This is a genomic window from Arthrobacter sp. UYP6 (assembly GCF_040547315.1).
GTDB lineage: Bacteria > Actinomycetota > Actinomycetes > Actinomycetales > Micrococcaceae > Arthrobacter_B.
Genome location: NZ_JBEPPM010000005.1, coordinates 83,002 through 107,615 on the forward strand (window position 1 = coordinate 83,002; position 24,614 = coordinate 107,615).

General features: G+C 64.0%; 21 protein-coding genes, 1 tRNA gene, 1 other RNA gene and 1 pseudogene. 11 read left to right on the plus strand and 13 right to left on the minus strand.

Annotation, left to right across the window (positions count from 1 at the left end; all coding sequences use genetic code 11):
* Nucleotides 1-33 precede the first annotated feature (33 nt).
* Nucleotides 34-1,188, plus strand: coding sequence for an acyl-CoA dehydrogenase family protein (locus ABIB35_RS05850; RefSeq protein WP_354179692.1), 1,155 nt, complete (start codon nucleotides 34-36; stop codon nucleotides 1,186-1,188).
* A gap of 66 nt (nucleotides 1,189-1,254) precedes the next feature.
* Nucleotides 1,255-1,827: a peptide deformylase gene (locus tag ABIB35_RS05855; RefSeq protein WP_354179693.1), complete on the plus strand. Its 573-nt coding sequence runs from the start codon at nucleotides 1,255-1,257 to the stop codon at nucleotides 1,825-1,827.
* A 92-nt stretch (nucleotides 1,828-1,919) separates the two neighbouring features.
* On the opposite strand, the gene ABIB35_RS05860 is transcribed toward ABIB35_RS05855, so the two are convergent.
* The 3 genes from ABIB35_RS05860 to rnpB form a co-directional block, all read right to left on the minus strand.
* The gene (locus ABIB35_RS05860; protein WP_354179694.1) at nucleotides 1,920-3,386 is read right to left on the minus strand and encodes a glyceraldehyde-3-phosphate dehydrogenase; all 1,467 of its coding nucleotides are present in this window, start codon (nucleotides 3,384-3,386) and stop codon (nucleotides 1,920-1,922) included.
* A gap of 120 nt (nucleotides 3,387-3,506) precedes the next feature.
* The gene (locus ABIB35_RS05865) at nucleotides 3,507-4,790 is read right to left on the minus strand and encodes an MFS transporter (RefSeq protein WP_354179695.1); all 1,284 of its coding nucleotides are present in this window, start codon (nucleotides 4,788-4,790) and stop codon (nucleotides 3,507-3,509) included.
* A 142-nt stretch (nucleotides 4,791-4,932) separates the two neighbouring features.
* Nucleotides 4,933-5,333: RNase P RNA component class A (gene rnpB / locus ABIB35_RS05870), an RNA gene on the minus strand.
* A 99-nt stretch (nucleotides 5,334-5,432) separates the two neighbouring features.
* Here rnpB and ABIB35_RS05875 point away from each other — a divergent pair.
* On the plus strand, nucleotides 5,433-6,197 hold the full coding sequence (locus ABIB35_RS05875) for a YaaA family protein (protein WP_354179696.1): 765 nt from the start codon (nucleotides 5,433-5,435) through the stop codon (nucleotides 6,195-6,197).
* Nucleotides 6,198-6,218: 21 nt separating this feature from the next.
* On the opposite strand, the gene ABIB35_RS05880 is transcribed toward ABIB35_RS05875, so the two are convergent.
* From ABIB35_RS05880 to ABIB35_RS05890, 3 genes are all read right to left on the minus strand, one after another.
* Nucleotides 6,219-7,190, minus strand: coding sequence for a reverse transcriptase-like protein (locus ABIB35_RS05880; RefSeq protein ID WP_354179698.1), 972 nt, complete (start codon nucleotides 7,188-7,190; stop codon nucleotides 6,219-6,221).
* Between the two features lie 3 nt (nucleotides 7,191-7,193).
* Nucleotides 7,194-7,934, minus strand: a complete 741-nt coding sequence (locus tag ABIB35_RS05885) for a zinc ribbon domain-containing protein (RefSeq protein ID WP_354179700.1) — start codon at nucleotides 7,932-7,934, stop codon at nucleotides 7,194-7,196.
* 70 nt (nucleotides 7,935-8,004) lie between these two features.
* On the minus strand, nucleotides 8,005-8,925 hold the full coding sequence (locus ABIB35_RS05890; RefSeq protein ID WP_354179701.1) for a Nif3-like dinuclear metal center hexameric protein: 921 nt from the start codon (nucleotides 8,923-8,925) through the stop codon (nucleotides 8,005-8,007).
* Nucleotides 8,926-9,047: 122 nt separating this feature from the next.
* Between ABIB35_RS05890 and msrA the strand changes: the two genes are divergently transcribed.
* From msrA to epsC, 3 genes are all read left to right on the plus strand, one after another.
* Nucleotides 9,048-9,572: a peptide-methionine (S)-S-oxide reductase MsrA gene (msrA, locus tag ABIB35_RS05895; RefSeq protein ID WP_354179703.1), complete on the plus strand. Its 525-nt coding sequence runs from the start codon at nucleotides 9,048-9,050 to the stop codon at nucleotides 9,570-9,572.
* 115 nt (nucleotides 9,573-9,687) lie between these two features.
* The gene (gene cysK / locus ABIB35_RS05900) at nucleotides 9,688-10,623 is read left to right on the plus strand and encodes a cysteine synthase A (RefSeq protein ID WP_354179705.1); all 936 of its coding nucleotides are present in this window, start codon (nucleotides 9,688-9,690) and stop codon (nucleotides 10,621-10,623) included.
* A gap of 53 nt (nucleotides 10,624-10,676) precedes the next feature.
* Nucleotides 10,677-11,261 (plus strand): serine O-acetyltransferase EpsC, encoded by a 585-nt coding sequence (gene epsC, locus ABIB35_RS05905; protein ID WP_354179707.1) that lies wholly within the window; start codon nucleotides 10,677-10,679, stop codon nucleotides 11,259-11,261.
* 87 nt (nucleotides 11,262-11,348) lie between these two features.
* On the opposite strand, the gene gnd is transcribed toward epsC, so the two are convergent.
* A complete protein-coding gene (gene gnd, locus ABIB35_RS05910) occupies nucleotides 11,349-12,785 on the minus strand; it encodes an NADP-dependent phosphogluconate dehydrogenase (RefSeq protein ID WP_354179709.1) in 1,437 nt (478 codons plus the stop codon).
* A gap of 78 nt (nucleotides 12,786-12,863) precedes the next feature.
* Nucleotides 12,864-13,802 (minus strand): serine hydrolase, encoded by a 939-nt coding sequence (locus ABIB35_RS05915; protein WP_354179710.1) that lies wholly within the window; start codon nucleotides 13,800-13,802, stop codon nucleotides 12,864-12,866.
* Nucleotides 13,803-14,382: 580 nt separating this feature from the next.
* Between ABIB35_RS05915 and ABIB35_RS05920 the strand changes: the two genes are divergently transcribed.
* Nucleotides 14,383-15,765, plus strand: coding sequence for a trimethylamine monooxygenase (locus tag ABIB35_RS05920; protein WP_354179711.1), 1,383 nt, complete (start codon nucleotides 14,383-14,385; stop codon nucleotides 15,763-15,765).
* A gap of 66 nt (nucleotides 15,766-15,831) precedes the next feature.
* Here the strand turns inward: ABIB35_RS05920 and ABIB35_RS05925 are convergent.
* The 4 genes from ABIB35_RS05925 to ABIB35_RS05940 form a co-directional block, all read right to left on the minus strand.
* Nucleotides 15,832-15,907, minus strand: a tRNA-Val gene (locus ABIB35_RS05925).
* Between the two features lie 83 nt (nucleotides 15,908-15,990).
* Nucleotides 15,991-16,980: an NAD-dependent protein deacetylase gene (locus tag ABIB35_RS05930; protein WP_354179712.1), complete on the minus strand. Its 990-nt coding sequence runs from the start codon at nucleotides 16,978-16,980 to the stop codon at nucleotides 15,991-15,993.
* Nucleotides 16,977-17,459, minus strand: a complete 483-nt coding sequence (locus ABIB35_RS05935; RefSeq protein WP_354179714.1) for a peroxiredoxin — start codon at nucleotides 17,457-17,459, stop codon at nucleotides 16,977-16,979. The genes ABIB35_RS05930 and ABIB35_RS05935 overlap by 4 nt, the downstream gene beginning before the upstream one ends.
* Before the next feature lie 5 nt (nucleotides 17,460-17,464).
* Entirely contained in the window at nucleotides 17,465-17,884 is a 420-nt protein-coding gene (locus tag ABIB35_RS05940) for a DUF3052 domain-containing protein (protein ID WP_354179715.1), read from the minus strand.
* Between the two features lie 361 nt (nucleotides 17,885-18,245).
* On the opposite strand from ABIB35_RS05940, the gene aceE reads away from it, so the two are divergent.
* The 3 genes and pseudogenes from aceE to ABIB35_RS05955 all read left to right on the plus strand — a co-directional run.
* Nucleotides 18,246-20,984 carry a pyruvate dehydrogenase (acetyl-transferring), homodimeric type gene (gene aceE / locus ABIB35_RS05945; protein WP_354179717.1) on the plus strand — a complete coding sequence of 913 codons (2,739 nt, stop codon included), beginning with the start codon at nucleotides 18,246-18,248 and terminating at the stop codon, nucleotides 20,982-20,984.
* 199 nt (nucleotides 20,985-21,183) lie between these two features.
* Nucleotides 21,184-21,474 carry a hypothetical protein gene (locus ABIB35_RS05950; protein WP_354179719.1) on the plus strand — a complete coding sequence of 97 codons (291 nt, stop codon included), beginning with the start codon at nucleotides 21,184-21,186 and terminating at the stop codon, nucleotides 21,472-21,474.
* Nucleotides 21,475-21,517: 43 nt separating this feature from the next.
* Nucleotides 21,518-22,232, plus strand: a pseudogene (locus ABIB35_RS05955) (IS30 family transposase); the annotation flags it as partial.
* Between the two features lie 82 nt (nucleotides 22,233-22,314).
* On the opposite strand, the gene ABIB35_RS05960 reads toward ABIB35_RS05955, so the two are convergent.
* Nucleotides 22,315-23,010 carry a FadR/GntR family transcriptional regulator gene (locus tag ABIB35_RS05960; protein WP_354179721.1) on the minus strand — a complete coding sequence of 232 codons (696 nt, stop codon included), beginning with the start codon at nucleotides 23,008-23,010 and terminating at the stop codon, nucleotides 22,315-22,317.
* Between the two features lie 190 nt (nucleotides 23,011-23,200).
* Here ABIB35_RS05960 and ABIB35_RS05965 point away from each other — a divergent pair, with 190 nt between their 5' ends.
* Nucleotides 23,201-24,562 carry an SLC13 family permease gene (locus tag ABIB35_RS05965; protein WP_354179722.1) on the plus strand — a complete coding sequence of 454 codons (1,362 nt, stop codon included), beginning with the start codon at nucleotides 23,201-23,203 and terminating at the stop codon, nucleotides 24,560-24,562.
* Nucleotides 24,563-24,614 lie beyond the last annotated feature (52 nt).

A 24,614-nucleotide genomic window follows, 5' to 3' on the forward strand; every position in this document is an offset into this window, starting at 1 on the left:
CTTACTGTGACCTATCAATAAGGAGACGCCGCCTTGGAGCGCAGACTGTTCGACGAAGACCATGAGCTGTTCCGTGACCTCGCCCGGGAATTCAACTCCCGCGAGGTCGCTCCCGGGTACGCACAGTGGGACGCCGAACACCTGATGCCCCGGCAGCTCTGGAAGGCTGCCGGAGAGCAGGGCCTCCTCGGACTGGCCGTGCCTGAAGACTTCGGCGGCGCCGGGATGCCCGACTACCGTTACCGCGCAGTGATGGACGAGGAGTTCGCCCGGGCCAACCACCTCGCCGTCGGCCTTGCCTTCCACCTGCACGACGATATGGTCCTCCCCCATCTGCTCGCCTACGGCTCCGATGATCTCAAGGAACGCTGGCTCCCGGGCATGGTCAGCGGTGACACCGTCACCTCCGTGGCCTGGACCGAGCCGGGCGCCGGCAGCGACCTGCGCGGCATCCGCACCAAGGCAGTGCGCGACGACGGCGGCTGGCGGCTCAGCGGCCAGAAGACGTTTATCGGCAACGGCATCAGCGGTGACGCTTCCCTGGTCCTTGCCCGCACTGACGGCGGCACCGGCCGCGGCGCCAAGGATTCCTTCAGCATGTTTATGGTGGAGAAAACCGAGGGCTACAAGACTGGAGGCCAGCTGGACAAGATGGGCCTGAAGGCCTCGGACACGGCCGAACTGTTCTTCGACGACGTCCGGATCCCGGAGGGCAACCTCGTGGGCGAAGTGGGCCGCGGCCTGGAATACGCCGCCGGCCAGCTTCCCCAGGGCCGGCTCGCCATCGCCGTCGCCTCCTCCGCCGTGGCGCGGCAGATCTACGAAGCCACTGTGGAATACACGAAGAACCGCAACGCCTTCGGTGCGCGCATTGCCGATTTCCAGAACAGCCGGTTTGTCCTGGCGGACATCGAGACGGAGGTCGAGGTCACCGAAGCGTATGTTGACTCCGCCATCGGTGCGTTCAATGAAGGCCGCCTGGACGCTGTCTCCGCGGCTAAAGCAAAGCTCTGGGCCAGCGAGCGGGCCAAGTCCATTACGGATCGCTGCCTGCAGCTGCACGGCGGCTACGGCTACATCATGGAGTACCCGGTGGCCCAGGCCTTCCTTGCGGCCCGGCTGCTCACGATCTTCGGCGGAACCTCCGAGATCATGCGTGAAGTCATCGGCCGCCGGATCACGGCATAGCCCCTCCGCGCGTTATCCGGGGCACCTCAACCAGGCAGCACCTCCCGTCCAACAGAAAGACCAGCAATGACCGTCCGTCCCATCGTCATCCACGGCGAACCCGTACTGCACCGCCGAGCCGCACCGGTGGAAAAGTTCGATGATGAACTGCGCACTCTCGTGGCCGACATGTACGAAACCATGGATGTAGCCAACGGCGTGGGGCTGGCTGCTCCCCAGGTGGGCGTGGGGCTGCGCCTGTTCACCTTCGCCTATCAGAACGACGACGACGCCCCCGACCGCGGCGTCGTCATCAATCCTGTGCTCATCACGTCCAAGGTTCCAGGCTCGGCACCGGACCCGGAGGACGACGCAGAGGGGTGCCTGTCGGTGCCCGGGGAGAATTTCCCGGTGAACCGCGCCGAGTGGGTCAAGGTTTCCGGCTCCGACGAAAACGGAACACCGGTGGAATTTGAGGCCACGGACTGGTTCGCCCGGGTCCTGCAGCATGAGTACGACCATTTGGACGGCAAGCTGTACGTGGACAAGCTCAATGACCGGTTCAGCCGCAAGGCTCGCAAGGTCATCAAGGCTCACGGCTGGAATGTTCCGGGCCTGACCTGGATGCCCGGCGTCGATCCGGACCCGTTCGGCCACTAACAGGCCACGAAAAACCGAACTCCCTCACCGCCGAAATAGCAGAAGGTGCGCTTCCCAGAGCCGGGAAGTGCACCTTCTGCTATTTCGCGGGACTAGAGCGAGGCAGCCAGTTCCTGGACGCGCGGGAAGGCCGGCGGATTCACATGCGCCATTTCCTCCAGCACGCGGATGACCTGGCAGCTGTAGCCAAACTCGTTGTCGTACCAGACGTAAAGGACGGCGTTCTTCCCGTTGGAAATGGTGGCCAGCCCGTCCACGATGCCGGCGCGCTTGGAGCCTACGAAGTCGGTGGACACAACCTCCGGCGAATCGATGTAATCGATCTGCTTGTGCAGGTCCGAGTTCAGCGACGTCTCCCGCAGGAAGGTGTTGATCTCTTCCTTGGTGGTCGCGCTCTCGAAGTTCAGGTTAAGGATGGCCATGGAAACGTCCGGGGTGGGCACGCGGATGGCGTTTCCGCTGAGCTTCCCGGCCAGTTCCGGCAGCGCCTTCGCCACGGCCTTGGCGGCGCCGGTCTCGGTGATGACCATGTTCAGCGCAGCCGAACGGCCGCGCCGGTCCCCCTTATGGAAGTTGTCGATGAGGTTCTGGTCATTGGTGAACGAGTGCACCGTTTCCACATGCCCGTGGATGATGCCGAACTTGTCATTGAGCACCTTCAGGACCGGGGTGATGGCGTTGGTGGTACAGGAAGCCGCCGTGACAATCCGGTCCGCATCGGTAATCGATTCGTGGTTGATGCCGTGGACGATGTTCTTGAGGCTGCCCTTGCCGGGGGCGGTGAGCAGTACCCTCGAGACACCCTTGGCAGCCAGATGCTGGGACAGCCCTTCCTCGTCGCGCCAGCGTCCGGTGTTGTCCACCACTACTGCGTCGCGGATACCAAAAGCCGTGTAGTCCACGGTGGCCGGATCATTCGAGTAGATGACCTGGATCAGCGTGCCGTTGGCGAGGATGGTGTTGTTCTCCTCATCCACGGTGATGGTTCCGTCGAAGGCACCGTGCACGGAGTCGCGGCGCAGCAGGGACGCCCGCTTCACCAGGTCATTCTCCGCTCCCTTGCGGACCACGATGGCACGCAGCCGCAGCCCCTGGCCGCCGCCGGCATGGTCAATGAGGATACGGGCCAGCAGGCGGCCGATCCGGCCAAAGCCGTAGAGTACGACGTCGGTGCTTGTGCGGTCGTCAGCGCCGTGCCGGCCCACCACATCGACCAACTCGCCGCGCAGGAACTCCACCAGGTCCATACCGGCACCCTCGGACTTGTACTTCAGGCTCAGCCTGGCCAGGTCGATGGACGCGGCCCCCAGTTCCAGTTCGGTCAGTGCCTGAAGCAGCGGGAATGTGTCCGAGACCGGCAATTCAACTTCATCGATCTGCCGCGCAAAGCGGTGTGCCTTGAGGATGTCGATGACGGAACGGTTTACCAGCGGGCGTCCATAGACCGAGGTAACCACACTGTTTTCCCGGTACAGCCGCCCGATCAGCGGAATCATTGCCTCCGCGAGGGCCTCACGGTCCATCCAGGTATCAAGGCAGGCATCGGAGAACTGGGTCAAGATCAACACATCCTTTTCTCAGCCGGCACTGCTTTGTGCCGGTTGGTCGTCCCCCTAAGTGTATTAGGGCACACTCCTCACGCCTGTTTGTTGAGCGAGACGTTTGTCACACGGGGGATTCTAGCGGGACTCGAGGGATTCCTCCGACGGTTCCGGCTCCAGATCTTCCAGGCTTTTGATCCCCCGCAGCGGGCCTAACGCAGCCACTGCCGGTGCCAGGAACGCGATGGCCAGGCCGGTGAGAATCGCACCGCGGATACCCAGCGCGTCCACGAGCAGCCCGGCGATGACTCCGGCAATGGCCAGCATGCCCCAGGTCACCATTCGTGAGGCCGATCCCAGACGTCCCAGCATCTGGGGAGGGCAGACCCGTTGGCGGAAACTGGTGGAGACCACCACGTTCATGGAAATGGCATATCCGGCCAGAAACAATCCGATGAAGCCGGGAACCATGCCCCAGCCCGGGGTCATCAGGAGCAGGCTGGCATACCCGGCCGCTGCCGGCAGCATCGAGAAACGCCACACGGTGCCCGAGCCCAGCCGCTGTGTGACCCGTTTTACCGTGAGGCCGCCCAGGGTGCCGCCCAGTGCGGTTGAAGCAGTCAGGAACCCGAGCATTGCCCCCGACTCCCCCAGCGTCCGCACCACGAGGATGACCATGAGTGAGACCACAATGGCCCCGCCCAGGTTCCACAGCGCCCCGACAAGCAGGATGGCCCGCAGCGGAGCGGTGCTGAAGCTGTACCGGAGCCCCTGCACCATGTCGCCGAATATCCGGCTCCCCGCCGGGCGGGCGGCAGGAGTTTCCTGCACCTTCAGAGTGGCCACGGAGACGAGGGACGCCACGGAGGCCCCCACCTGCAGCAGCAGCGAGTTCGAAGCCCCCCAGGCCCCGGTCAGCCAGCCGCCCAGGCCCCGCCCCACAGCGTCGGCCGAGGCGGCCGAGCCGGTCATCAGGCCGTTGCCTTCAATCAGCTCTTCGCGCTTCACGGCCCGGGGAACGAGGGCGGATTCGGCCAGCATGGAAAAGACGGCGGCCAGGCCGGAGAGGAAGGACACCACAAAGAGCTGGAGAACGGTCAGCCGGTCCATCCAAAACGCCACCGGCAGCGACATCAATACGACGATCCGCAGAACCAGGGCGATCATCACCACGGGTTTGCGGCGGAAGCGGTCAACCAGGACGCCAATCGGCAGGCCGAACAGCAGCCAGGGCAGAAACCCCATGCCCGAGAGGGCAGCCACAGCAAAGTCGGAGGCGTCCAGCTCCACGGCCGCAATGAGGGGAAGCGCCACGGCTGCAACGGAGGTGCCGAAGATTCCGGCCGTCGAAGAAATCCACAATGCGCGGAAATTCGCATTGCGGAGCACCAGCGGCCGCGGTTTTGTCGTAATCCTGGACATTGCCACAGACTAACCCCGGGGCCTCTGCCCAAGGGGCGCCGACAGCCTGATTGTGCAAATCCTGCGGAAAAACAGCGTTAGAGTTCCTGACACTATTGCCGGAACCATCCGGTGGAGGAACAAGAACGCAGGAAAACTAAGAGGGACGGGCTGGCCGATAAGCCGGGTTTTGTATCTCCGGTCCGTTACCGGGCCGGAGGCGGCAATCATCCATCTAGGAACGCCGTTGCCGGCGCCCTCAAGCGGCCTACCCGAACGCATCGGGCGAGCAGCCCTCAAACGCGTCCTGTATGGCCTTGCTCCGGGTGGGGTTTACCTAGCCGTTCCGGTCACCCGGAACGCTGGTGGTCTCTTACACCACCTTTTCACCCTTACCGAAAGACGGTGTTCCCTGCGGATCACCGTCCAAAGGCGGTTTCTTTTCTGTGGCACTGGCCTGCGGGTTTCCCCGAGTGGGTGTTACCCACCACCCTGCTCTGCGGAGCCCGGACTTTCCTCGGCGGCTCTTTAAAAAAGAACCAACGCGATCGCCTAGCCAACCCGTCCAGCCTCAATGTTACCGTCTCCGGCCCGCTGTTCGGATTCGTCCGTCCACTGAGGCTGCCTGTAGGACGGCCTCAGGAGCTCGCGTAGGATTAATTGGTGTTGATTCTGCTACCGCCTTCCGAAGGAAAAACCCCTGCCGCGTCCGGCCCGGCCTTTGACCCCGACCAGCTGCATTTCCCTGAACTGAATGATGCCCGTAAACAGGTCCTCGCCACCCTGGCAGAGGTGAGTGCCGCCGCCGACGCGCACACTGTCCTCGGCGTCGGTCCATCCCTGGCCGCGGAAATCCACCGCAACACCGTCCTGCAGGACCAGCCATGCGCCGAAGCCCACCGCATCTACACCGGAGTCCTGTATGACGCCCTGGGCTACGCCACGCTGACCCCCGCCCTGCAGCGCAGGGCCGACGACGCCGTCGTCGTCATCTCCGGACTGTGGGGTGCCCTGGGATTCAGTGACCCGATTCCGGCCTACCGCCTGTCCATGGCAGCGAAACTACCGGAAACCGGCAAGCTGGCGTCGTTCTGGAAAGAACATCTAGCGCCCGTCCTGGCTGAGCATGCCGCGGAACAGCTGGTGGTGGACTGCCGGTCCAGCACGTATGCCGCTGCGTGGTCGCCGGACCCCGCCCGGGCAGCCGCAGTGAACGTGTTCCAGGTGCGCAACGGCAAACGCACCGTAGTCTCCCACTTTGCCAAGCACACCCGCGGGGAGCTCGCCCGGCACCTGCTGAGCCGCGCCGGTGCCGAGCCGCAGACTCCCGAGCAGCTGCTCGCCGCCACGCAGGAAAAATGGCACGCCGAATTGGTTCCGGCCACCGCTCGCAAGCCATTCCAGCTGAACATCATTCTGCCCGGCTAACTGCAGCCCGGCTAGCCGCTGCTAGTCTTCGGCCACCAGCTCCACCTCGAAGCCCTCACCGTTTTCCAGATACGCGGCATAATGCTCCGGACCGCCGGCATGCGGATGGCGGTCGGCGAAGAGCAGCGTCCATCCGTGGCTTGCGGCCCGCCTGGCCAGCACGTCGACGTCGGCCCGCGATCCGGCGCTGAAGGCCAGATGGTTCAGGCCCGGCCGCCGCCGCTCATGGGCGGCGTCCAGCACATCCGGACCGGCTTCAATGACAATGTAGCTGTCCGCTCCCTGCCACCGGGCACCGGTTTTCCAGCTGTCCGCGCGCAGGTATCCCAGCCGCTCCAGCAGCCAGCCCAGCGAGGTTTTTGCACCGGCAAAGTCCCGGACCCACAGTTCCGTGTGATGCAGCCGGCCGGCGGGCACCGGGTCCGGTGCGGGCGCAGGCGCCTGCTCCGCCTCTGCTGCTGCCGGGGCGGACCGGGTTACGCCGGCGCCGCCCTTCTGGACCCAGGGAACTCCGGCCATGCCGGCGTCCATTGCTTCGTTGGACAGCCTGTCGGCGTCCTTGTTCAGTTCACGGGGAATCCACTGGTACTTGACCCGGCGCGGGTTGACGATCCCCCGGGCCTTGGCAGCCAGCTTCTGCATGTCCTCATGCTTGATCTTCCAGCGGCCGCTCATTTGCTCGACCACCAGCTTGGAATCCATCTTGGCGAGGATCCAGCAGTCCGGATCTATCTCGTGCGCCATTTCCAGCGCCGCCACCAGGCCGGAGTATTCGGCCACATTGTTGGAGGCTTTGCCGATGTACTGCGCTTTTTCAGCCAGAATCATTCCGGTGTCCGGATCACGCACCAGCGCACCGTACCCGGCGTGCCCGGGGTTGCCCCGGGAGCCGCCGTCGGCCTCCACAATCAGCGTGCGCCGAGGCGCGTGCGGGGATGTCCCGGCGCTCCCGGAAGATTCGGCGGGGGCGTCGGACGGGTCAAACAGAGTCACTTCTCAGCTGCTCCACTCATCGGAACGTACCAGGATGCAGCCGGAATCGGGGCAAAAGACAATGTCGTCCTCGGCGGCGCGGCGGATGTCGGCCAGGTCGCCCGGACTCAACTGCATGCCGGAGCCCTCCGAAGTGCCGTTGAACAGACGGGCGGCGCCGATGCCGTGCTTGGTCAGCGTCTTTTCGTAGACGGCAAGCAGAGCGGGCTCAAAGGTGGCGGCCAGTTCGTCGCGGCTGGCAACAACGGCGCGGCGTTCCGCTTCGATTTCAGCCAGTTCGGCGTCGCGCTTTTCCTCCAGCCCCGCCATCTCGGCGTCAAGTGCGGCTACTGCTTCCCGGGACTGGTCCTCAACGGCTTTGGCGGCCTCCAGACGCTCCATGACCTCCAACTCCACATCCTCCAGATCAGAGCGGCGCCGCTTCAGCGACTCCATTTCGCTCTGCAGCGAGGTGAGTTCCTTGGAGGTTCCCTTGCCGCTGTCCAGATGCTGCTGGTTGCGGTCAACACGCGCCGCCACGGAAGCTACGTCTGCTTCTGCGCGGGTCAGCTCACGCGTGATGTCGGCGGCCTCGGTGGAAGCTGCCACAAGCCGGCTCTGCGCAGCAGCCCGCTGCAGGGCAAGATCCGCAATGGCCGAGTTGTCGCTGACGCTGCGAGCCCGGTTCCGGAGTTTACGGACCGTACTGTCCAGAGCCTGCAAATCGAGCAGCCGCAGCTGCTCCGCCGACGATGCTTTTGCCACCGAAAAACCTCCACCTATGACCGGACCACCTGGCCCGGTTCTTCCCCCTAGCCTATGCCAAGGGCGCAGGTCAGTTCAGCCCGGGCGTCAGCACAAAGTCCCACGGATCAGTGTTGGTGCCGCTGATCCGAATCTCCGCACTGAAACCCTGATCGTTGAGAACGTTCTCCAGGGCATTGGCTGCGGGAGTCAACCACAGCCATTCGCTGCCGAAATGGGAGACATCGATCAGGTATGGGCGCCCGTTCACAGCGGATTCACGGGCCTCGGATGCAGGGTGGTGGCGCAGGTCGGCTGTGACGTAAACGTCAGCCTGGTGGCGGCGGACGGCGTCAAAAAGGCTGTCTCCGGCACCGCCGCACACCGCTACGCGCCGAACCAGACCGTGCGGGTCCCCCGCCACGCGGACGCCGCCGGCCACCGCCGGCAGGATGCTGAAGACCAGCTTGGCGAAGTCAGCCAGCGTGGTGGCCTTGGGCAGCTCCCCCACCCGTCCAATGCCTTCCTCGGGCAGGCCGTCTTCGGCCGGCACCAGGGGCTCCACCTGTTCCAGGCCAAACGCGTCGGCCAGCACATCGGAGACGCCGCCCACGGCGCTGTCACCATTGGTGTGCACCGTCAGCAGGGCGCAGCCGCCCTCGATCAGGCGGTGAACAACATCACCTTTGAAGCCCGTGCCGGCCACCGAATGGACGGGCTTCAGGAACAGCGGATGATGGGTCAGCAGCAGGTCCGCACCCCATTCAAGGGCTTCATCGATGACCTCTGAGGTGGGGTCCACGGCAAAGAGGATCCGCTCGACCGTATGGAAGGGCCGTCCGGCCACCAGGCCGACGGCGTCCCAGCCTTCAGCCAGGGCCTCCGGCCAGAGTTCCTCCGCTGCCAGCAGGACATCGCCGAGGGTAGGAACGGAGGTGGCGCCGGCCCGGGTCCCCGGGTCCGTTCCCGGTGCCGCCGGTTCGCTGCCTTCGGCGGGCTTGTCTGTATCCATAGTTTCAGTTGTACCCGCTAGATTTGCCGCGCTCAATTCGGCCGCGCCGTACCGCTCCTGCGGATTGGGACTCCATCGGGGGGCAGGGAATCAATACGGCCGCGCATGCATTGATAGAGGGTATGAAGACCTATGTACTTGGCGGAGGCTGCTTTTGGTGCCTTGACGCCCTTTATCAGAAGACCCGCGGCGTCACCGAAGTCGTTTCCGGTTACACCGGCGGGCACACCGCGCATCCGGACTACGACAGCGTCTGTTCCGGCACCACCGGGCATGCCGAGGTTGTTGCCGTGACTTTTGACGAGGACATTATTCCGGGCGAAGTGATCCTGGACATGTTCTTCATCTCCCACGACCCCACCACGCTCAACCGGCAGGGGTACGACGTCGGCACCCAATACCGCTCTTCGATGTTCTACACGAACGAGACCGAACGCGAGGAATTCGAGAAGGCGCGGGACCGGGCCCAGTCACATTGGGACAACCCGATCGTGACGGAAATCTCGCCGCTGCCGCAGTTCCACGTGGCGGAGGAGTACCACCAGGACTTCTATGCCAAGCACCCGGAACAGGGCTACTGCCAGGTGATCATCAATCCCAAGCTCGCCAAGGCGCGGAAATATTACGCCGAATGGCTTGACAACTGACCTGCCCAGATGCAGACGGATAAGCTGGAGCGGGCTAGCTGCGTGTAATTCCCGGCGGCTCAGTTCGCGGCCACCCCACTTCTTCACAGACATTCCAACGGATAGAGGACAAACCATGGCACGGATTTACGACGACGTCACGCAGCTGGTCGGCGGCACCCCGCTGGTGCGGTTGAACCGCCTGACCGAAGGCCTGGACGCCGAGGTGGCAGTCAAGCTGGAGTTCTACAACCCCGCCAACAGCGTGAAAGACCGTATTGGCGTGGCCATCGTTGACGCCGCCGAGAAGGCCGGCGCGCTCAAGCCCGGCGGCACGATCGTCGAGGGCACCTCCGGCAACACGGGCATTGCCCTGGCCATGGTGGGCGCAGCCCGCGGCTACAAGGTCATCCTCACCATGCCCGAGACCATGTCCACCGAACGGCGTGTCATGCTCCGCGCCTACGGCGCGGAAATTGTCCTGACGCCCGGCTCCGAAGGCATGCGCGGCGCCGTGGACAAGGCCAAGGAAATCGTGGCCACCACCGAGAACGCCATCTGGGCCCAGCAGTTCGCCAACGCCGCCAACCCCGAGATCCACCGCCTGACCACGGCCGAGGAAATCTGGGAAGACACCGACGGCAAGATTGATATCTTCGTGGCCGGCGTCGGCACCGGAGGCACCGTTACAGGCGTGGGACAGGTCCTGAAGAAGCGCAAGCCCGGCGTGCAGATTGTCGCCGTCGAGCCCAAGGATTCGGCCATCCTCAACGGCGGCTCCCCCGGTCCGCACAAGATCCAGGGCCTGGGCGCCAACTTTGTCCCCGAGGTACTGGACACGGAGATCTACGACGAGGTCATCGACGCCTCGATCGAGGACTCCGTGGCCACCGCCCGCGCTCTGGGCACCCAAGAGGGTATTCTCGGCGGCATCTCTTCCGGAGCAATCGTCTGGGCAGCCCTGGAACTCGCCAAACGCCCGGAGAACGCCGGTAAGCTGATTGTCGCCATCGTCTGTGACTTCGGCGAGCGGTACATCTCCACCGTTCTCTACGACGACATCCGGGGCTGATCCCCGCACCATCCACGGGTCCCGCCCGGATCCGCCCGATCAGAAAGTCCTCTGTGAGCTTCTTTGCACGCCTGCGTGAAGACCTCGATGCCGCTGCCTCCCATGACCCGGCCGCGCGCGGTTCCCTTGAGAACGTTGTGGTCTATTCGGGGCTGCACGCTATCTGGATGCACCGGCTGACCCACCGGATGTGGGCCCGGCCGGGGTTGCGTTTCCCGGCCCGGGTGCTTTCTCAGCTGACCCGTTTTGCCACCGGGATCGAGATCCACCCCGGAGCGACGATCGGCCGTCGCTTCTTCATCGACCACGGAATGGGCGTGGTGATCGGTGAGACCGCGGAGATCGGCAACGACGTCATGCTTTATCACGGAGTGACCCTGGGCGGCCGCTCCCTGGCCCGGATCAAGCGCCACCCCACCATCTGTGACGGTGTCACGGTGGGTGCGGGCGCGAAGATCCTGGGCCCGGTGACCATCGGAAAGAACAGCGCCGTGGGCGCCAATGCCGTGGTGGTCAAGGATGCTCCGGCCGATTCCATCATCACGGGGATTCCGGCCCGCTGGCGGCACCGCCAGGTCAAGGAGACTCAGGCGGCCGTGGACCCGGCCGAATATATCGATCCTGCCATCTACATTTGATGTCCGCCTGAGCTCAGCACGTAAAAGGCCGCCGGCACCTCTTGGATTCCAGAGGTGCCGGCGGCCTTTTGTGTTGCTCAGCAGGTGCTAGTGGGTGTCCACTGCCTCAACCTCGGAGTGGTCCCCGCCCCACATCGTGTGGAAGGTGCCCTCGGTGTCCACGCGGTTGTACGTGTGGGCGCCGAAGAGGTCGCGCAGGCCCTGGGTCAGCGCGGCGGGCAGGCGCTTGCGGCGCAGTCCGTCGTAGTAGGCCAGGGAAGAGCTGAAGACGGGCACGGGAATGCCCAACTGGACTGCCACGGACACCACGCGGCGCCAGGCCGGCAGGGCGGCGGCGATGGACTCGGCGAAGGCCGGAGCCAGCAGCAGGTTGGCCGGAGCCTGGTCGCCCGCATAGGCCTTCATGATGTCATCGAGCAGTTCTGCCCGGATGATGCAGCCGGCGCGCCACAGCGAAGCGATCTGGTCCAGCTTCAGGTCCCAGCCGTATTCTTTGGCGGCGCTGTTGAGCATGTCGATGCCCTGGGCGTAGCTGACGAGCTTGGAAGCGTACAGAGCCTGGCGGACATCTTCCACGAAGGTCTCCGGCAGCTCCACGGTGGCTTCACCGCCGGCAAGGATCTCCTGCGCTTCAGCGCGCTGGCCGCGCTGGGAGGACAGCGCGCGGGCAAAGACGGACTCGGCGATGGCGGAGACGGGCGAGCCCAGGTCCAGGCCGGAGACCACCGTCCAGCGTCCGGTGCCCTTCTGCCCGGCAGAATCCACAACGACGTCGACAAACGGCTTTCCGGTCTTCGGGTCCGTGTGTGCCAGGACTTCGGCAGTGATTTCAATCAGGAACGAACTGAGCTGTCCGGTGTTCCATTCCGTGAAGATCTTGGCCTGTTCGGCCGGCTCAATGCCCGCAGCCGAACGCAGCAGGTCGTAGGCCTCGCCGATGACCTGCATGTCCGCGTATTCGATCCCGTTGTGAACCATCTTCACAAAGTGGCCGGCACCGTCGGTGCCAATCCAGCTGCAGCAGGGCTCGCCGTCGTACTTTGCGGCAATCTTCTCCAGCATGGGACCCAGGGAGTCGTAGGATTCGCGTGAGCCGCCGGGCATGATGGACGGCCCCAGCAGGGCGCCTTCCTCGCCGCCGGATACCCCGACGCCCACAAAGTGCAGGTCCTTTTCCGCCAGGGCGGCCTCGCGGCGGCGGGTGTCCTCGTAGTGCGAGTTGCCGGCGTCGATCACAATGTCGCCGGCTTCCAGCAGCGGCACGAGCTGGTCGATGACAGAGTCCACCGGAGCGCCGGCCTTGACCATGATCAGGACTCGGCGGGGCTTCTCCAGGGAGTCAACAAGTTCCTGCAGGGACTCGGTGCGGATGAAGTCCCCTTCATCGCCGTGCGCGGACAACAGCGCGTCCGTCTTTTCGATGGACCGGTTGTGAAGGGCTACGGTGTAGCCGTTCCGGGCCAGGTTTCGGGCCAGGTTTGCTCCCATGACGGCCAGGCCGGTAACACCAATTTGTGCGCTCAAGTTCTCTCCAGAATTCTTCGGGTGCCCCAGCCATGGGGCACGGCGATCGGCGCTCACCCGCCGTCTTTACCCTTCAGCCTATGCTTCCGAGCGCTCTGCCCGCCACATGGGAGTCTCTGTGTCTCCGGTGCCGGGCGTGCCGGTGGCCTCGAAGGAGTTGATGATCCCGGCCACCTGCTCCACCACGGACACACCGTCTTCCATCGTCTCGGTGCCGGAGGTCAGCACCACCACGGCATACTCGGCGCCGTCGGCGCGGACAAAGCCCATGCTGCCGACGTTCCAGGAGAAGTCATCATCCTGCAGCCAGCCGTTTTTCAACGCAATCTCCGCTCCGAGCTCGGAGACCCCTGCGCTGATCCCCCAGCTTTGGCCGGATTCCACGTTCTCCATGAGCTCCACGGCGAAGGCCTGCAGATCGGCGTTGATCCAGTCCACTCCCTCCAGGACCGCACGGGCTATCTCAAGCTGGTCCTCGACGTCGGTGTCATTGGCCCCCCAGATTTCCGTGGCGTCGGTCTCGGTGACGCCGAGCAGTTCATAGGTCCGGGCGAGTTCCGGGGCTCCCCCCACAGCTTCATAGAGCGCCGTGGTGGCGTCGTTGTCGCTGTATTCGATCATCATGACCGCAAGGTATTCCTCTTCAAGGGTCAGCCCCCGTTCCTCGTCCGATGCTTGGCGCAGCAGTGTCAGCAGGATGGGAACCTTGACCAGGCTGGCCTCAAGATAGCTGCCCTCGGCGTTGTAGTACCAGACGCGGCCCGTAGTGCGCTCGTACACGGCGGCGGAAAAGTCAGCATCTACGGTGTCCGAGTACTCGTTCATGGCGGCGTTGAGCAGGTCGGATTCCGGTGCCGGCAGGGAATCGGGCCCAGCGGCTTCCGAGGGAGCTTCGATGGTGGTGGGAACACTGTCCGCGGCCGGCGGTGCCGTGCACCCTGCCGCGAGCGGAAGCAGCAGCGCTGCGCCTGCCGCCAGCGTGTGCCGTAAGAATGGGCGTTTAAAGGCCTTATGCATGTCTGCACCCCCTGTTCCTTCTCTGCTGCCGGTGCTGGCTTGGTATCGATTCGGCGCCGGTGCCCCGGCTGCTGCCCGGCTCCCCGAACATCTGTTGCCGCTAGTTCAGCATTAGCAGGTAACGCTGTTAGGGAACTGGGTGACCCTCCGGCCCGCCGCCCGGATTCAGGGCTGCCGCTGCCGCCCTGCGGCTAATGTCATGAAAGGGCCTACAGCAGAATACGCGGGCCCCGCGCCGTATCCGGTTTCGGCTGGCTACCGACGGCCGGCTTTGACTTCACCTGTGGAACCTGATTCGGTTACAGGACGGCCGGCTGGCCCATCGGGTCCCGGGCCGGCTGTACGCAAACTATGCCGGAACACCATTTTAACAAGTTCCTGCCGAATGACCGGAATGATTTGCCGCCCTTTCTCCTGACGGATTGAATCCGGGCGCTGCACTTCCGCTTCCTTCTGATGCACAGCTGCGCCGGAGTCCCGGCGCTGTTGACGTTTGCGCGGCTGCGTGCCGCTTATCCCTGTCCTTTCCGGACCCGGAACTCTTCGCCGCAGCATCGGGGCCCACGATCTGAGGAGACAAATGACACAACGGGTAGGAATCATCGGAGCCGGGCCCAGCGGCATGGCACAGCTGCGCGCTTTCGAATCGGCCCGCGCGCTCGGCGCGGACGTTCCGGACATTGTCTGCTTCGAAAAACAGTCGGACTGGGGCGGCCAGTGGAATTACAGCTGGCGCTCAGGTCTGGACGGTGCCGGCGAACCGGCCCACTCCAGCATGTACCGCCACCTGTGGTCCAACGGGCCGAAGGAATGCCTGGAATTCGCGGACTACAGCTTTGACGAACACTTCGGCCGCCCCATTTCCTCCTATCCTCCGCGCGAGGTGCTTTTCGACTACATCAAGGGCAGGGTTGAAAAGAGCGACGTGCGGAAGTACGTCCGCTTCAACACCGTGGCACGGTGGGTTTCCTGGGATGAAGAGCGGACCGAGTTCACGGTGCAGGTCGAAGACCTCATCACCGGCGGCACTGAAACTCATATCTTCGACAAGCTCGTCATCGCTATCGGACACTTCTCCAGCCCCGTCGTCCCGGAATTTGAGGGGATCAACACCTTCCCCGGCGAGGTCCTGCATGCACATGACTTCCGCGGCGCAGAGCGCTTCGCCGGCCGCAGCGTGCTCATGATCGGCAGCAGCTACTCGGCCGAGGACATCGGCTCACAGGCCCACAAGATGGGCGCAGCTTCCGTCACCATCAGCTACCGCAGCCACAAGCTGGGCTACGACTGGCCGGCGGGGATCGAGGAACGTCCGCTGGTCACCAGCTTCGACGGCAGCACCGCGCACTTCCTGGACGGCTCCAGCAAGGAGGTGGACGCCGTGGTGCTCTGCACCGGATACCGCCACACGTTTCCGTTCCTGCCCTCGGAACTCTCCCTGGTCTGTGCCAACGTCCTGTATCCGGGGAACCTCTACAAGGGCGTTCTCTGGCAGGACAATCCGAACCTGATCTACCTGGGCATGCAGGACCAGTACTACACGTTCAACATGTTCGACGCGCAGGCCTGGTACGCCCGCGACGTTATCTTGGGCCGTATCGAGGTGCCGGCCGCAGAGCTGCGTGCCGGGGACATTGCCGGCTGGCTCGCGGCGCAGGATGCTCTGGTTACGCACGACGACGGCGCCGATTTCCAAAGTGCCTATGTCCGCGATCTCATGGCCCGCACCGACTACCCCGACTTTGACCTGGACGCCGTCTCGGAGCTGTTCAAGGCGTGGATGCGGGACAAGGAGCGGGACATCATGGGCTACCGTGACGGCGTGCACCGTTCAGTGATCACCGGCACCATGGCCGAGCAGCATCACACTCCCTGGATTCAGGCGATGGACGACAGCCTCGATGCCTATCTGGCGCCGGGCACCCTGCCTACGCGGGACCGGCTGGAAGATGCCCTGAGCTAAGCACTCCGAACAGCACAAAGCCCCGCCGTCCGGAATCGGACAGCGGGGCTTCGTGTTACACCTCTTTGGTGGGTCCTACCGGGATCGAACCGATGACATCCACGGTGTAAACGTGGCGCTCTACCAGCTGAGCTAAAGACCCTTTGTGACCGTTATGCCTTTCAGGTTTCCCTGATCAGCGCCGCATCACGAGGAATTACTTTACCGGACGTTTGGGCATATTGCCTAATTAGCCCTGTTCCCCGCTATTTGGGCGCCGAAGGTGTGCGGCAAATCCGGAAGCTCGGCCGCAAGGTATTCAAGCGCCGTCGCCACTCCTGCATCTATTTTCAGGTCCGCCAGTTCGTCCCCGCGGGTGGGCCCCCGGTTGATGATGACCACCGGTTTACCCGTCTTGTGTGCGTGCTTGACGAACCGCAGCCCGCTCATCACTGTCAGCGAGGATCCTGCCACCAGAAGCGCGTCGGCGGCGTTGAGCATGGCAAAAGCGGCAGCTACGCGGTCCCGGGGCACGTTCTCGCCAAAATAGACGAAATCCGGTTTGAGCATTCCGCCGCATACCGGACAGTCGGCAACGACAAAGTCTTCGGTGTCCGCCACATCTGCGTCGGCATCGGGGGCAATATCGCCGTCGAGCCGGGTGCGTTCCAGGAAACCGGGATTGAGGTCTTCCAGCAGCCGGGAAATTGTCTCTCGGGAAAAGCGTGTTCGGCATTGCAGGCACAGCACGCGGTCAAAGCGTCCGTGCAGGTCCACGACCAGCGCACTGCCGGCGTCGGTGTGCAGCCGGTCCACATTCTGCGTGATCAGACCGGTGGTCAACCCCCTGCGCTCCAAACGGGCGACGGCGGCGTGGCCGGCATTGGGTGCCGCCTGACGCAGGTGGTGCCAGCCCACATGGTTCCTCGCCCAGTAGCGTCGCCGCAGGTCAGGGTCTCCCACGAACTCCTGGTATGTCATGGGATTCCGCGGCGGCGCTTCCGGACCGCGGTAGTCGGGTATCCCGGAGTCGGTACTCATGCCGGCTCCGGTCAGGACGGCGAGCCGGCGGCGGGCCAGCAGCTCAACGGACCGGCGCAGCTGCTGCTCCTCGGCAGGCGTGGGCGGCGGTGCCGAGGGAACTGGATCCGACCGGACAAATCCGGTGAGTCCCAGACCGGGCCGGGATGCTCCCGGCTGTTCCGGCCCGGCAGACTGCGGGGATGTGTTGGTCATTCGGAAGCCAGCTCCTTCAACGCATCGCGGTAGGCCTGCAGCGGGCGGGGTGATCCCGCACCCGAGCGCACCTCTGCCCTGACCCTGCCGGCTTCATCGATAATGAAGGACGCCCGAACGGGGCGGCCGAGTTCGCTGTCGAATGCCCCGTAGGCGTCCGCCACCCGGCCGTGGGGCCAAAAGTCTGCGAGCAGGTCGAACGTGTAGCCACGGGCCTGTGCGTAGGCGCGAAGGGAATATTTGGAGTCGCAGGAGACCGCCAGGAGGCGTACTCCCGCGCGCTGAAACTCCTCGCGTGCACCCTGGATTTCATCGAGCTCCCCGGTACACACGCCCGAAAACGCGAAGGGAAAAAAGATCACAAGAGCCGGGGCGCCCGCGAGGTCCGCGAGCCGGACCGGCTCCCCAAATTGATTGGGGAGCTCAAAGTCCGGCGCCGGATACTGCGTGGCGGCTGCCGCAGAGGCCTCCCGCTCCAAACCCGCTACTTCTTGCGGCGGGCAACCAGGCGGGTGGCAGCCCAGTCGCTGCTCACTGCCGGGGAGGTGGTGACGTGTAGGCCGGCTGTGGGTGCGGCTTCTTCGATATCAGCGGGAGGAACGTAGCCGTCCCGCCCGGACTTGGGCGTCAAAACCCAGACGACTCCGCCGTCGTCGAGCGTAGTAATGGAATCCACGAGCGCATCCACGAGGTCTCCGTCGTCGGCGCGCCACCAGAGGATGACTCCGTCTACGACGTCGTGGTCCTCTTCCGTTAGGAGCTCGCTCCCCACCAGGTCCTCGAGGCCGTCGCGGAGGTCAAAATCGACGTCCTCGTCGTAGCCGAATTCCTGAATCAGGTCTTGGTCTTTGAAACCCAATCTTCCCACCACGTTCTTTTCCGTGACGGCTTCGGCCTCGCTCACTTCACTCCTCCTGGTTGACTGCATAAATACAAGGGAATCACATATTTGGACGAGATGTGGTGTCTGGGACACAAGCCAACACCTTTTACCTGCAACCTTCAAGGCTACCGGGCCGTGTACCGGCGTGCGCGGACTTACCTGCAGGTCGGAGGGCACACGCGCCTTCGGACTGAACCGGGGCCGGCTGCTGATAGCCGGAAGCGAACGGGCTACGCAAGTCTGAGCCGTCGGGACTAGAGTGGTGAGAAGAGGCTCCGGAGGCAATCAGCATCCGCACAGCCACGTGATCGTCCGGAAGAATAACCGGATCCCCACAGACGTAATTGGTGCAGACACAATCTGTACATGAGAGAGGTTTGCCGTGGCCGCAGAAGACACAACGGACATCCTGAGCGGGTTGACCAACCAGCTCCCGGACCGTGACCCCGAGGAGACCGCAGAATGGATGCAGTCGCTGGATGAACTGATCCGTTCCCAGGGCACCGAAAGAGCCCAATACATTATGCGTTCGCTGCTCCAGCGCGCCGGTGCGCAGTCAGTGGGCGTGCCCATGGTCACCACCACCGACTACGTGAACACCATCCCGGTGGATCAGGAACCCGAGTTCCCCGGTGATGAGGAAGTCGAACGCCGGTACCGTGCCTGGCTGCGCTGGAACGCGGCGATCATGGTCCACCGCGCCCAGCGCCCGGGCATCGGGGTGGGCGGACACATTTCCACCTACGCCGGTGCCGCAACCCTGTATGAAGTGGGCATGAACCACTTCTTCCGCGGCAAGGACCATCCCGGCGGCGGAGACCAGATTTACTTCCAGGGCCACGCCTCCCCGGGCATGTACGCGCGTGCCTTCCTTGAGGGCCGGCTGTCCGAGGAAGACATGGACGGGTTCCGGCAGGAGAAGTCCCGCGAGGGACACGCCCTGTCCTCCTACCCGCATCCGCGGTCGATGCCGGACTTCTGGGAATTCCCCACCGTGTCCATGGGCATCGGCCCGATGAACGCGATCTACCAGGCCCAGTCCAACCGGTACCTGCAGAACCGCGGCATCAAGGACACCTCGGACCAGCACGTCTGGGCTTTCCTGGGTGACGGGGAAATGGACGAGCCCGAATCCCGCGGCCTGCTCCAGCTCGCCGCCAACGACAAGCTCGATAACCTCACGTTTGTGGTGAACTGCAACCTGCAGCGCCTGGACGGTCCGGTGCGCGGCAACGGCAAGATCATGCAGGAACTGGAAGCGTTTTTCCGCGGTGCCGGCTGGAACGTCATCAAGGTCCTCTGGGGCCGGGAGTGGGACTCCCTGCTGGAGAAGGACCCCAACGGGGCGCTGGTGGACATCATGAACTCCACCCTCGACGGGGACTACCAGACGTACAAGGCCGAGAACGGCGGATTTATCCGCGATCACTTCTTCGGCAAGTCCCCCGAGACCAAGGAACTGGTCGCCAACCTCACCGATGAGGAAATCTGGCAGCTCAAGCGCGGCGGCCACGACTACCGCAAGGTCTACGCCGCGTACAAGGCTGCCACCGAGTTCAAGGGCAAGCCCACCGTCATTCTGGCTCACACGGTCAAGGGTTACGGCCTGGGCACCCACTTCGAGGCCCGTAACGCCACGCACCAGATGAAGAAGCTGACCCTGGAGGATCTGAAGGCCTTCCGGGACCACCTGCGGATCCCGATCAGTGACGAGCAGCTCGAAGCCGATCCGTATCAGCCGCCGTACTACAACCCGGGCCCTGACACCCCGGAGATCAAGTACATGCTGGAGCGCCGGCGCGAGCTCGGCGGTAACGTCCCCGAACGCCGGGTCAAGCACGCGCCGCTGCACCTGCCCGATGAGAAGGCCTACGAAGTGGCCAACCGCGGCTCGGGTAAGCAGATGGCGGCCACCACCATGGCCTTCGTGCGCCTGCTCAAGGACCTGATGCGGGATAAGGAATTCGGCAAGCGGATTGTGCCGATCATCCCCGATGAGGCGCGGACCTTCGGCATGGACTCCTTCTTCCCCACCGCGAAGATCTACAACCCCAAGGGACAAAACTACCTCTCCGTGGACCGGGACCTGGTCCTGGCCTACAAGGAATCCCCGCAGGGCCAGATCGTGCATGTGGGTATCAACGAGGGCGGGTCCGTTGCCGCATTCACCGCTGCCGGAACCTCCTACGCCACGCACGGGGAACCGCTGATTCCGGTCTACGTGTTCTACTCGATGTTCGGATTCCAGCGCACCGCGGACTACATTTGGGCGGCCACCGACCAGATGGCCCGCGGCTTCCTGATCTCCGCGACCGCAGGGCGCACCACCCTGACCGGTGAAGGCCTGCAGCACGCCGACGGACACTCCCCGATCCTGGCCTCCACCAACCCGGCGGTGAAGACCTACGACCCGGCGTACGGGTACGAGATCGGACACATCATGCGTCGCGGCCTCGAGGAAATGTACGGTCCGGACTCGGAAGATCCGAACGTGATTTACAACATCATGGTCTACAACGAGCCGATCCGGCAGCCCAAGGCTCCCGAGGACCTGGACGTGGAAGGGATCATCAAGGGCATCTACCTGCTGGCTCCGGCCAAGATCGACGGCCCCCGCGCCCAGCTGCTCGCCTCCGGCGTGGCCGTGCCGTGGGCGTTGGAAGCCCAGCAGATCCTTGCCGAGGACTGGGGGGTTTCCGCCGATGTGTGGTCCGTGACGTCATGGAACGAACTGCGCCGCGACGGCCTGGCCGCCGAGGAGGAATCCTTCCTGCACCCGGATGCAGAGCCACGCGTGCCGTTCGTGACCAAGCAGCTCGCCGGGGCCACCGGACCGATCGTTGCTTCCACGGATTATATGAAGGCCGTGCCGGACCAGATCCGGCAGTTTGTTCCCAACGAGTTCGCGACCCTGGGCGCGGATGACTTCGGGTTCGCCGACACCCGGGCAGCGGCCCGGCGGTACTTCAAGATCGATTCGCACTCCATGGTGGTCCGCACCCTGGAAATGCTCGCCCGCCGCGGCGAAGTCGACGCGGGCGCGCCCGCTGAAGCGATCAAGAAGTATGACCTGCTCAACGTGAACGCGGGAACCTCCGGCAACGCCGGCGGCGACGCCTAGCGTCTAAGGTCCGCCTGATCCAGGCACAAGAAAAGAACCGTCGCTTCGGCGGGTTCTAGCGGTCGTTGCAACACCCAGAGTTTTGGGAGTTGCAACGACCGTGTCGTCTTTAACGAGGAATTCAACAGAGAAGGAAAGCTCCGCGCGGCTCCGGTACCGGGAGACAGACAAGATCCAGTTCAAGCCCAAGCAGCCCGGAATGGACCGACGCGCGGAGTTCGGGCTGCTCCGCACCTCCGGGCGGACACAGCGCGAAGCGGCGTTGGCCGTCGGGATTCATCTACGGACCGCGCAGGACTGGGACAAGGGTGTTCGCGGATCCAATGGCAAACGTTTTTACCCTGACGGGCGGGGCCTCGACTACAAACAGGCAGTGACAACCTTCACTTCACCCGCCACCACCGCTGCCCCGGCCCTGTCTCCCGGTTTGGCGCAGCTGCAGAAGCCGATCAGTTCCCGCTACCTCTCGCTGCCCGAACGTAGCCCTTGACGGTCAGCTGCGCGACTTCGTGAAGCAGGGACTGCTCGTATGCTGGTCAACGGAACAAATCAGCAACCGGCTGCTCACCGAGTTCCCCGACAGCCCGGAGATGCGCGTGGCCCCCGAAACGATTTATCAAAGCCTGTACTTCCAGGCCCGCGGCGGTCTTAAACGCGAGGTTCAGGCCGCGCTGCGGTCCGGGCGGACCCGTCGGAAGGCACGCACCGACCCGGAGAAACGGACTCACCGGTTCCGGGATCCGATGATCAACATTTCCGAGCGTCCGCCCGAAGTGGAAGACCGTGCCGTGCCGGGACACTGGGAGGGCGACCTCATCACCGGTGCCCTGAACCAGACCGCGATCGCCACCCTCGTGGAACGCACCACCCGCTTATGTCATGCTTGTCCACCTCGACGGGGACCACACCGCCGAAACCGTGCGCGACGGGCTCATCAGGACCATGGCCAACCTGCCCGGACACCTGCGCGGATCACTCACCTGGGATCAGGGCGCGGAGACGGCCTCGCATAAGGCCTTCAGCGTGGCCACGGACATGGATGTTTACTTCTGTGATCCGGCCAATCCCTGGCAGCGCGGATCCAACGAGAACACCAACGGGTTGCTGCGCCAGTACTTCCCCAAGGGCACCGATCTCTCAGTGCATAGCGTTGAGGATTTGGAACACGTCGCCCAGCAGCTCAACGGGCGTCCACGCAAAACGCTCGGCTGGGAAACCCCAGCCGAGCGAATGCGTGACTTATTTTGACCACCTAGCCAACAGGTGTTGCAACGACCCCTAGAATCCAAGTTCTGCGGCGGTTCTTTTCTTCTGCCCGGACCTTCCTGCTCTACATCTCAGTCTCGGACACCAAATCGATATGCGCCTGCATGGCCTCCGCCGCCGCCCGCGGGTTGGCCGAACGGATGGCATCCACAATGGCCCGGTGCGACTCCAATGACTGCTCGGGCCTTCCCGGCTGCCCCAGGGAAGCCAGCCGGGTCTCGCGCACCAGCTCCGAGATGAAGGTCATCATGGAGGCCAGGATGGAAGAGTGCGCAGCTGAGGCAACGGCCTGATGGAACTGCTCGTCCCCGGTGGTGCCGCGGCTTCCGCCGGCGATTTCCGCAGCCATCGCCTCCAGTGCCAGGTCCATGGCCGCAAGGTCCCCGGGAGTATGACGCTCCGCTGCGAGCGCAGCCAGCTTCACTTCCAGGGTGCTGCGCGCTTCCACGATCTCCGGCATCCGGTCCCGGTGCTCGCGCAGTTCCCGCAGCACGGACGCAACACTTGGCCGGTACACCAGCACCGCCCCGGTGCCGTGCTGCACGTCAATGACACCGAGGACCTCCAGTGCCACCAGGGCCTGAGCCAGCGTGGCGCGGGAGACCCCCATCCGCTCGGCCAGCTCCCGTTCGGCGGGCAGCAGGTCCCCCGGACCCAACCCAGTGGACGCAATATAGCCCAGAAGCTGCTCTACCAGACGTTCATACAGCCGAGGCCTTGAGACCCGGGTAAATCCCTTGCTTTCACCGCTGCCGGGCATAACTTCCTCTTTCTACGCCTACATGTTCTACGCCTGCCGGGCTTCCCCACGGTCGAATCAGAATATACCGAGATTGACAAGAGGCCCACAGTCTAAGAGGCTAGTCCAGTGACGATGTGGTATGCGTCACTTTTAGCCCCGGCAGCCGACACTGGGCAGCCCCGGGACCATCGACGTAGGGATCAACACAATGTCCGCTCCAGTCCTCTCCATCCTCATCTTGGTGGCCATGTTCCTACTGGCCACCGTCCTCCCGCTGAACATGGGGGCCCTGGCCTTTGTTGGAGCCTTCCTGCTGGGCTTTGTCTTCCTCGACATGAGCACCGACGAAATCCTCGCCAACTTCCCCGGCGGCCTTTTCCTCACTATCGTCGGGGTGACCTACCTGTTCGCGATAGCGCAGAACAACGGCACCATTGACCTGCTGGTCCGCGGTGCCGTTCGACTCGTCGGCAACCGGGTGGCACTCATCCCATGGATCATGTTCGCCATCACCGCAGTCATTACCGCCGTCGGCGCCCTCTCGCCGGCCGCCGTCGCCATTGTCGCCCCCATCGCCCTGGGCTTCGCCGCCAAAAACAAGATCAACCCGCTCATGATGGGCATGATGGTGATCCACGGAGCACAGGCCGGCGGCTTCTCCCCCATTGCTGTCTACGGTGTCACCGTCAACGGCATCCTCGCCAAAACCGATCTGGAGTCCAGTCCCTTTGCACTCTTCCTGGCCAGCTTCCTCTTCAACACCTTCATTGCCCTGATCATCTTCTTTGTCCTGGGCGGCAGCAAACTACGCAGCACCACAGCCGGAGCCTTCGTTGAGCAGGTTGCCGAAGCACGTATGAACATGAGCGTGGCCGGCCGCGCAGACGTGGCCTACAAGGGAACCGGTTCGGACATTTACGGCCCCCGCGACCCCGCCGGCGACGGCCTGGACGCCACTAAGACACGCACTGAACTGCTGCCCCAGATCGCCACGATTGCCGGCCTCATTGCCCTGGCCGTGGTGGCCCTGGGCTTCAAGGTGGACGTGGGCTTCGTATCCATCACCATTGCCATGATCCTGGCGCTGATTTCCCCGCAGGCCCAGAAGGGTGCAATCAACAAGATCAGCTGGACCACCGTCCTGCTGATCTGCGGCATGCTCACCTTCGTGGGTGTCCTCCAGGAAGCGGGCACCGTGGAATACGTGTCCGACGCCGTCGTGGGACTGGGCATGCCGCTGCTCGCCGCCCTGCTCATCTGCTACATCGGCGCAGTGGTCTCCGCCTTTGCCTCCTCCACCGCCATCCTGGCTGCCCTCATTCCGTTGGCTGTTCCGTTCCTCGCCTCCGGCGAGATCGGCGCCGTCGGCCTCATCTGCGCCCTGGCCGTGTCCTCCACCATCGTGGACGTCTCCCCCTTCTCCACCAACGGCGCACTGGTCCTGGCCAACGCCCCCGAACACGTGGACAAGGACCGCTTCTACAAACAGATCCTCGGCTATAGCGGCATCATCGTTGTCGCAGGGCCCCTGGTCGCCTGGCTCATCATGGTGGTCCCCGGCTGGCTCTAACCCGGGCCCCCGCTGAACCGCCGGCACTGCACCCTGAACCAAAGGAACCTCC

Bases quoted from the DNA above. Each gene is read 5' to 3' on its own strand.
- ABIB35_RS05855 (WP_354179693.1), top strand. From the start codon at position 1,255: ATGACCGTCCGTCCCATCGTCATCCACGGCGAACCCGTACTGCACCGC.
- ABIB35_RS05865 (WP_354179695.1), bottom strand. From the start codon at position 4,790: ATGTCCAGGATTACGACAAAACCGCGGCCGCTGGTGCTCCGCAATGCG.
- ABIB35_RS05890 (WP_354179701.1), bottom strand. From the start codon at position 8,925: ATGGATACAGACAAGCCCGCCGAAGGCAGCGAACCGGCGGCACCGGGA.
- msrA (WP_354179703.1), top strand. From the start codon at position 9,048: ATGAAGACCTATGTACTTGGCGGAGGCTGCTTTTGGTGCCTTGACGCC.
- cysK (WP_354179705.1), top strand. From the start codon at position 9,688: ATGGCACGGATTTACGACGACGTCACGCAGCTGGTCGGCGGCACCCCG.
- ABIB35_RS05915 (WP_354179710.1), bottom strand. From the start codon at position 13,802: ATGCATAAGGCCTTTAAACGCCCATTCTTACGGCACACGCTGGCGGCA.
- ABIB35_RS05920 (WP_354179711.1), top strand. From the start codon at position 14,383: ATGACACAACGGGTAGGAATCATCGGAGCCGGGCCCAGCGGCATGGCA.
- ABIB35_RS05930 (WP_354179712.1), bottom strand. From the start codon at position 16,980: ATGACCAACACATCCCCGCAGTCTGCCGGGCCGGAACAGCCGGGAGCA.
- ABIB35_RS05950 (WP_354179719.1), top strand. From the start codon at position 21,184: ATGGACCGACGCGCGGAGTTCGGGCTGCTCCGCACCTCCGGGCGGACA.
- ABIB35_RS05960 (WP_354179721.1), bottom strand. From the start codon at position 23,010: ATGCCCGGCAGCGGTGAAAGCAAGGGATTTACCCGGGTCTCAAGGCCT.
- ABIB35_RS05965 (WP_354179722.1), top strand. From the start codon at position 23,201: ATGTCCGCTCCAGTCCTCTCCATCCTCATCTTGGTGGCCATGTTCCTA.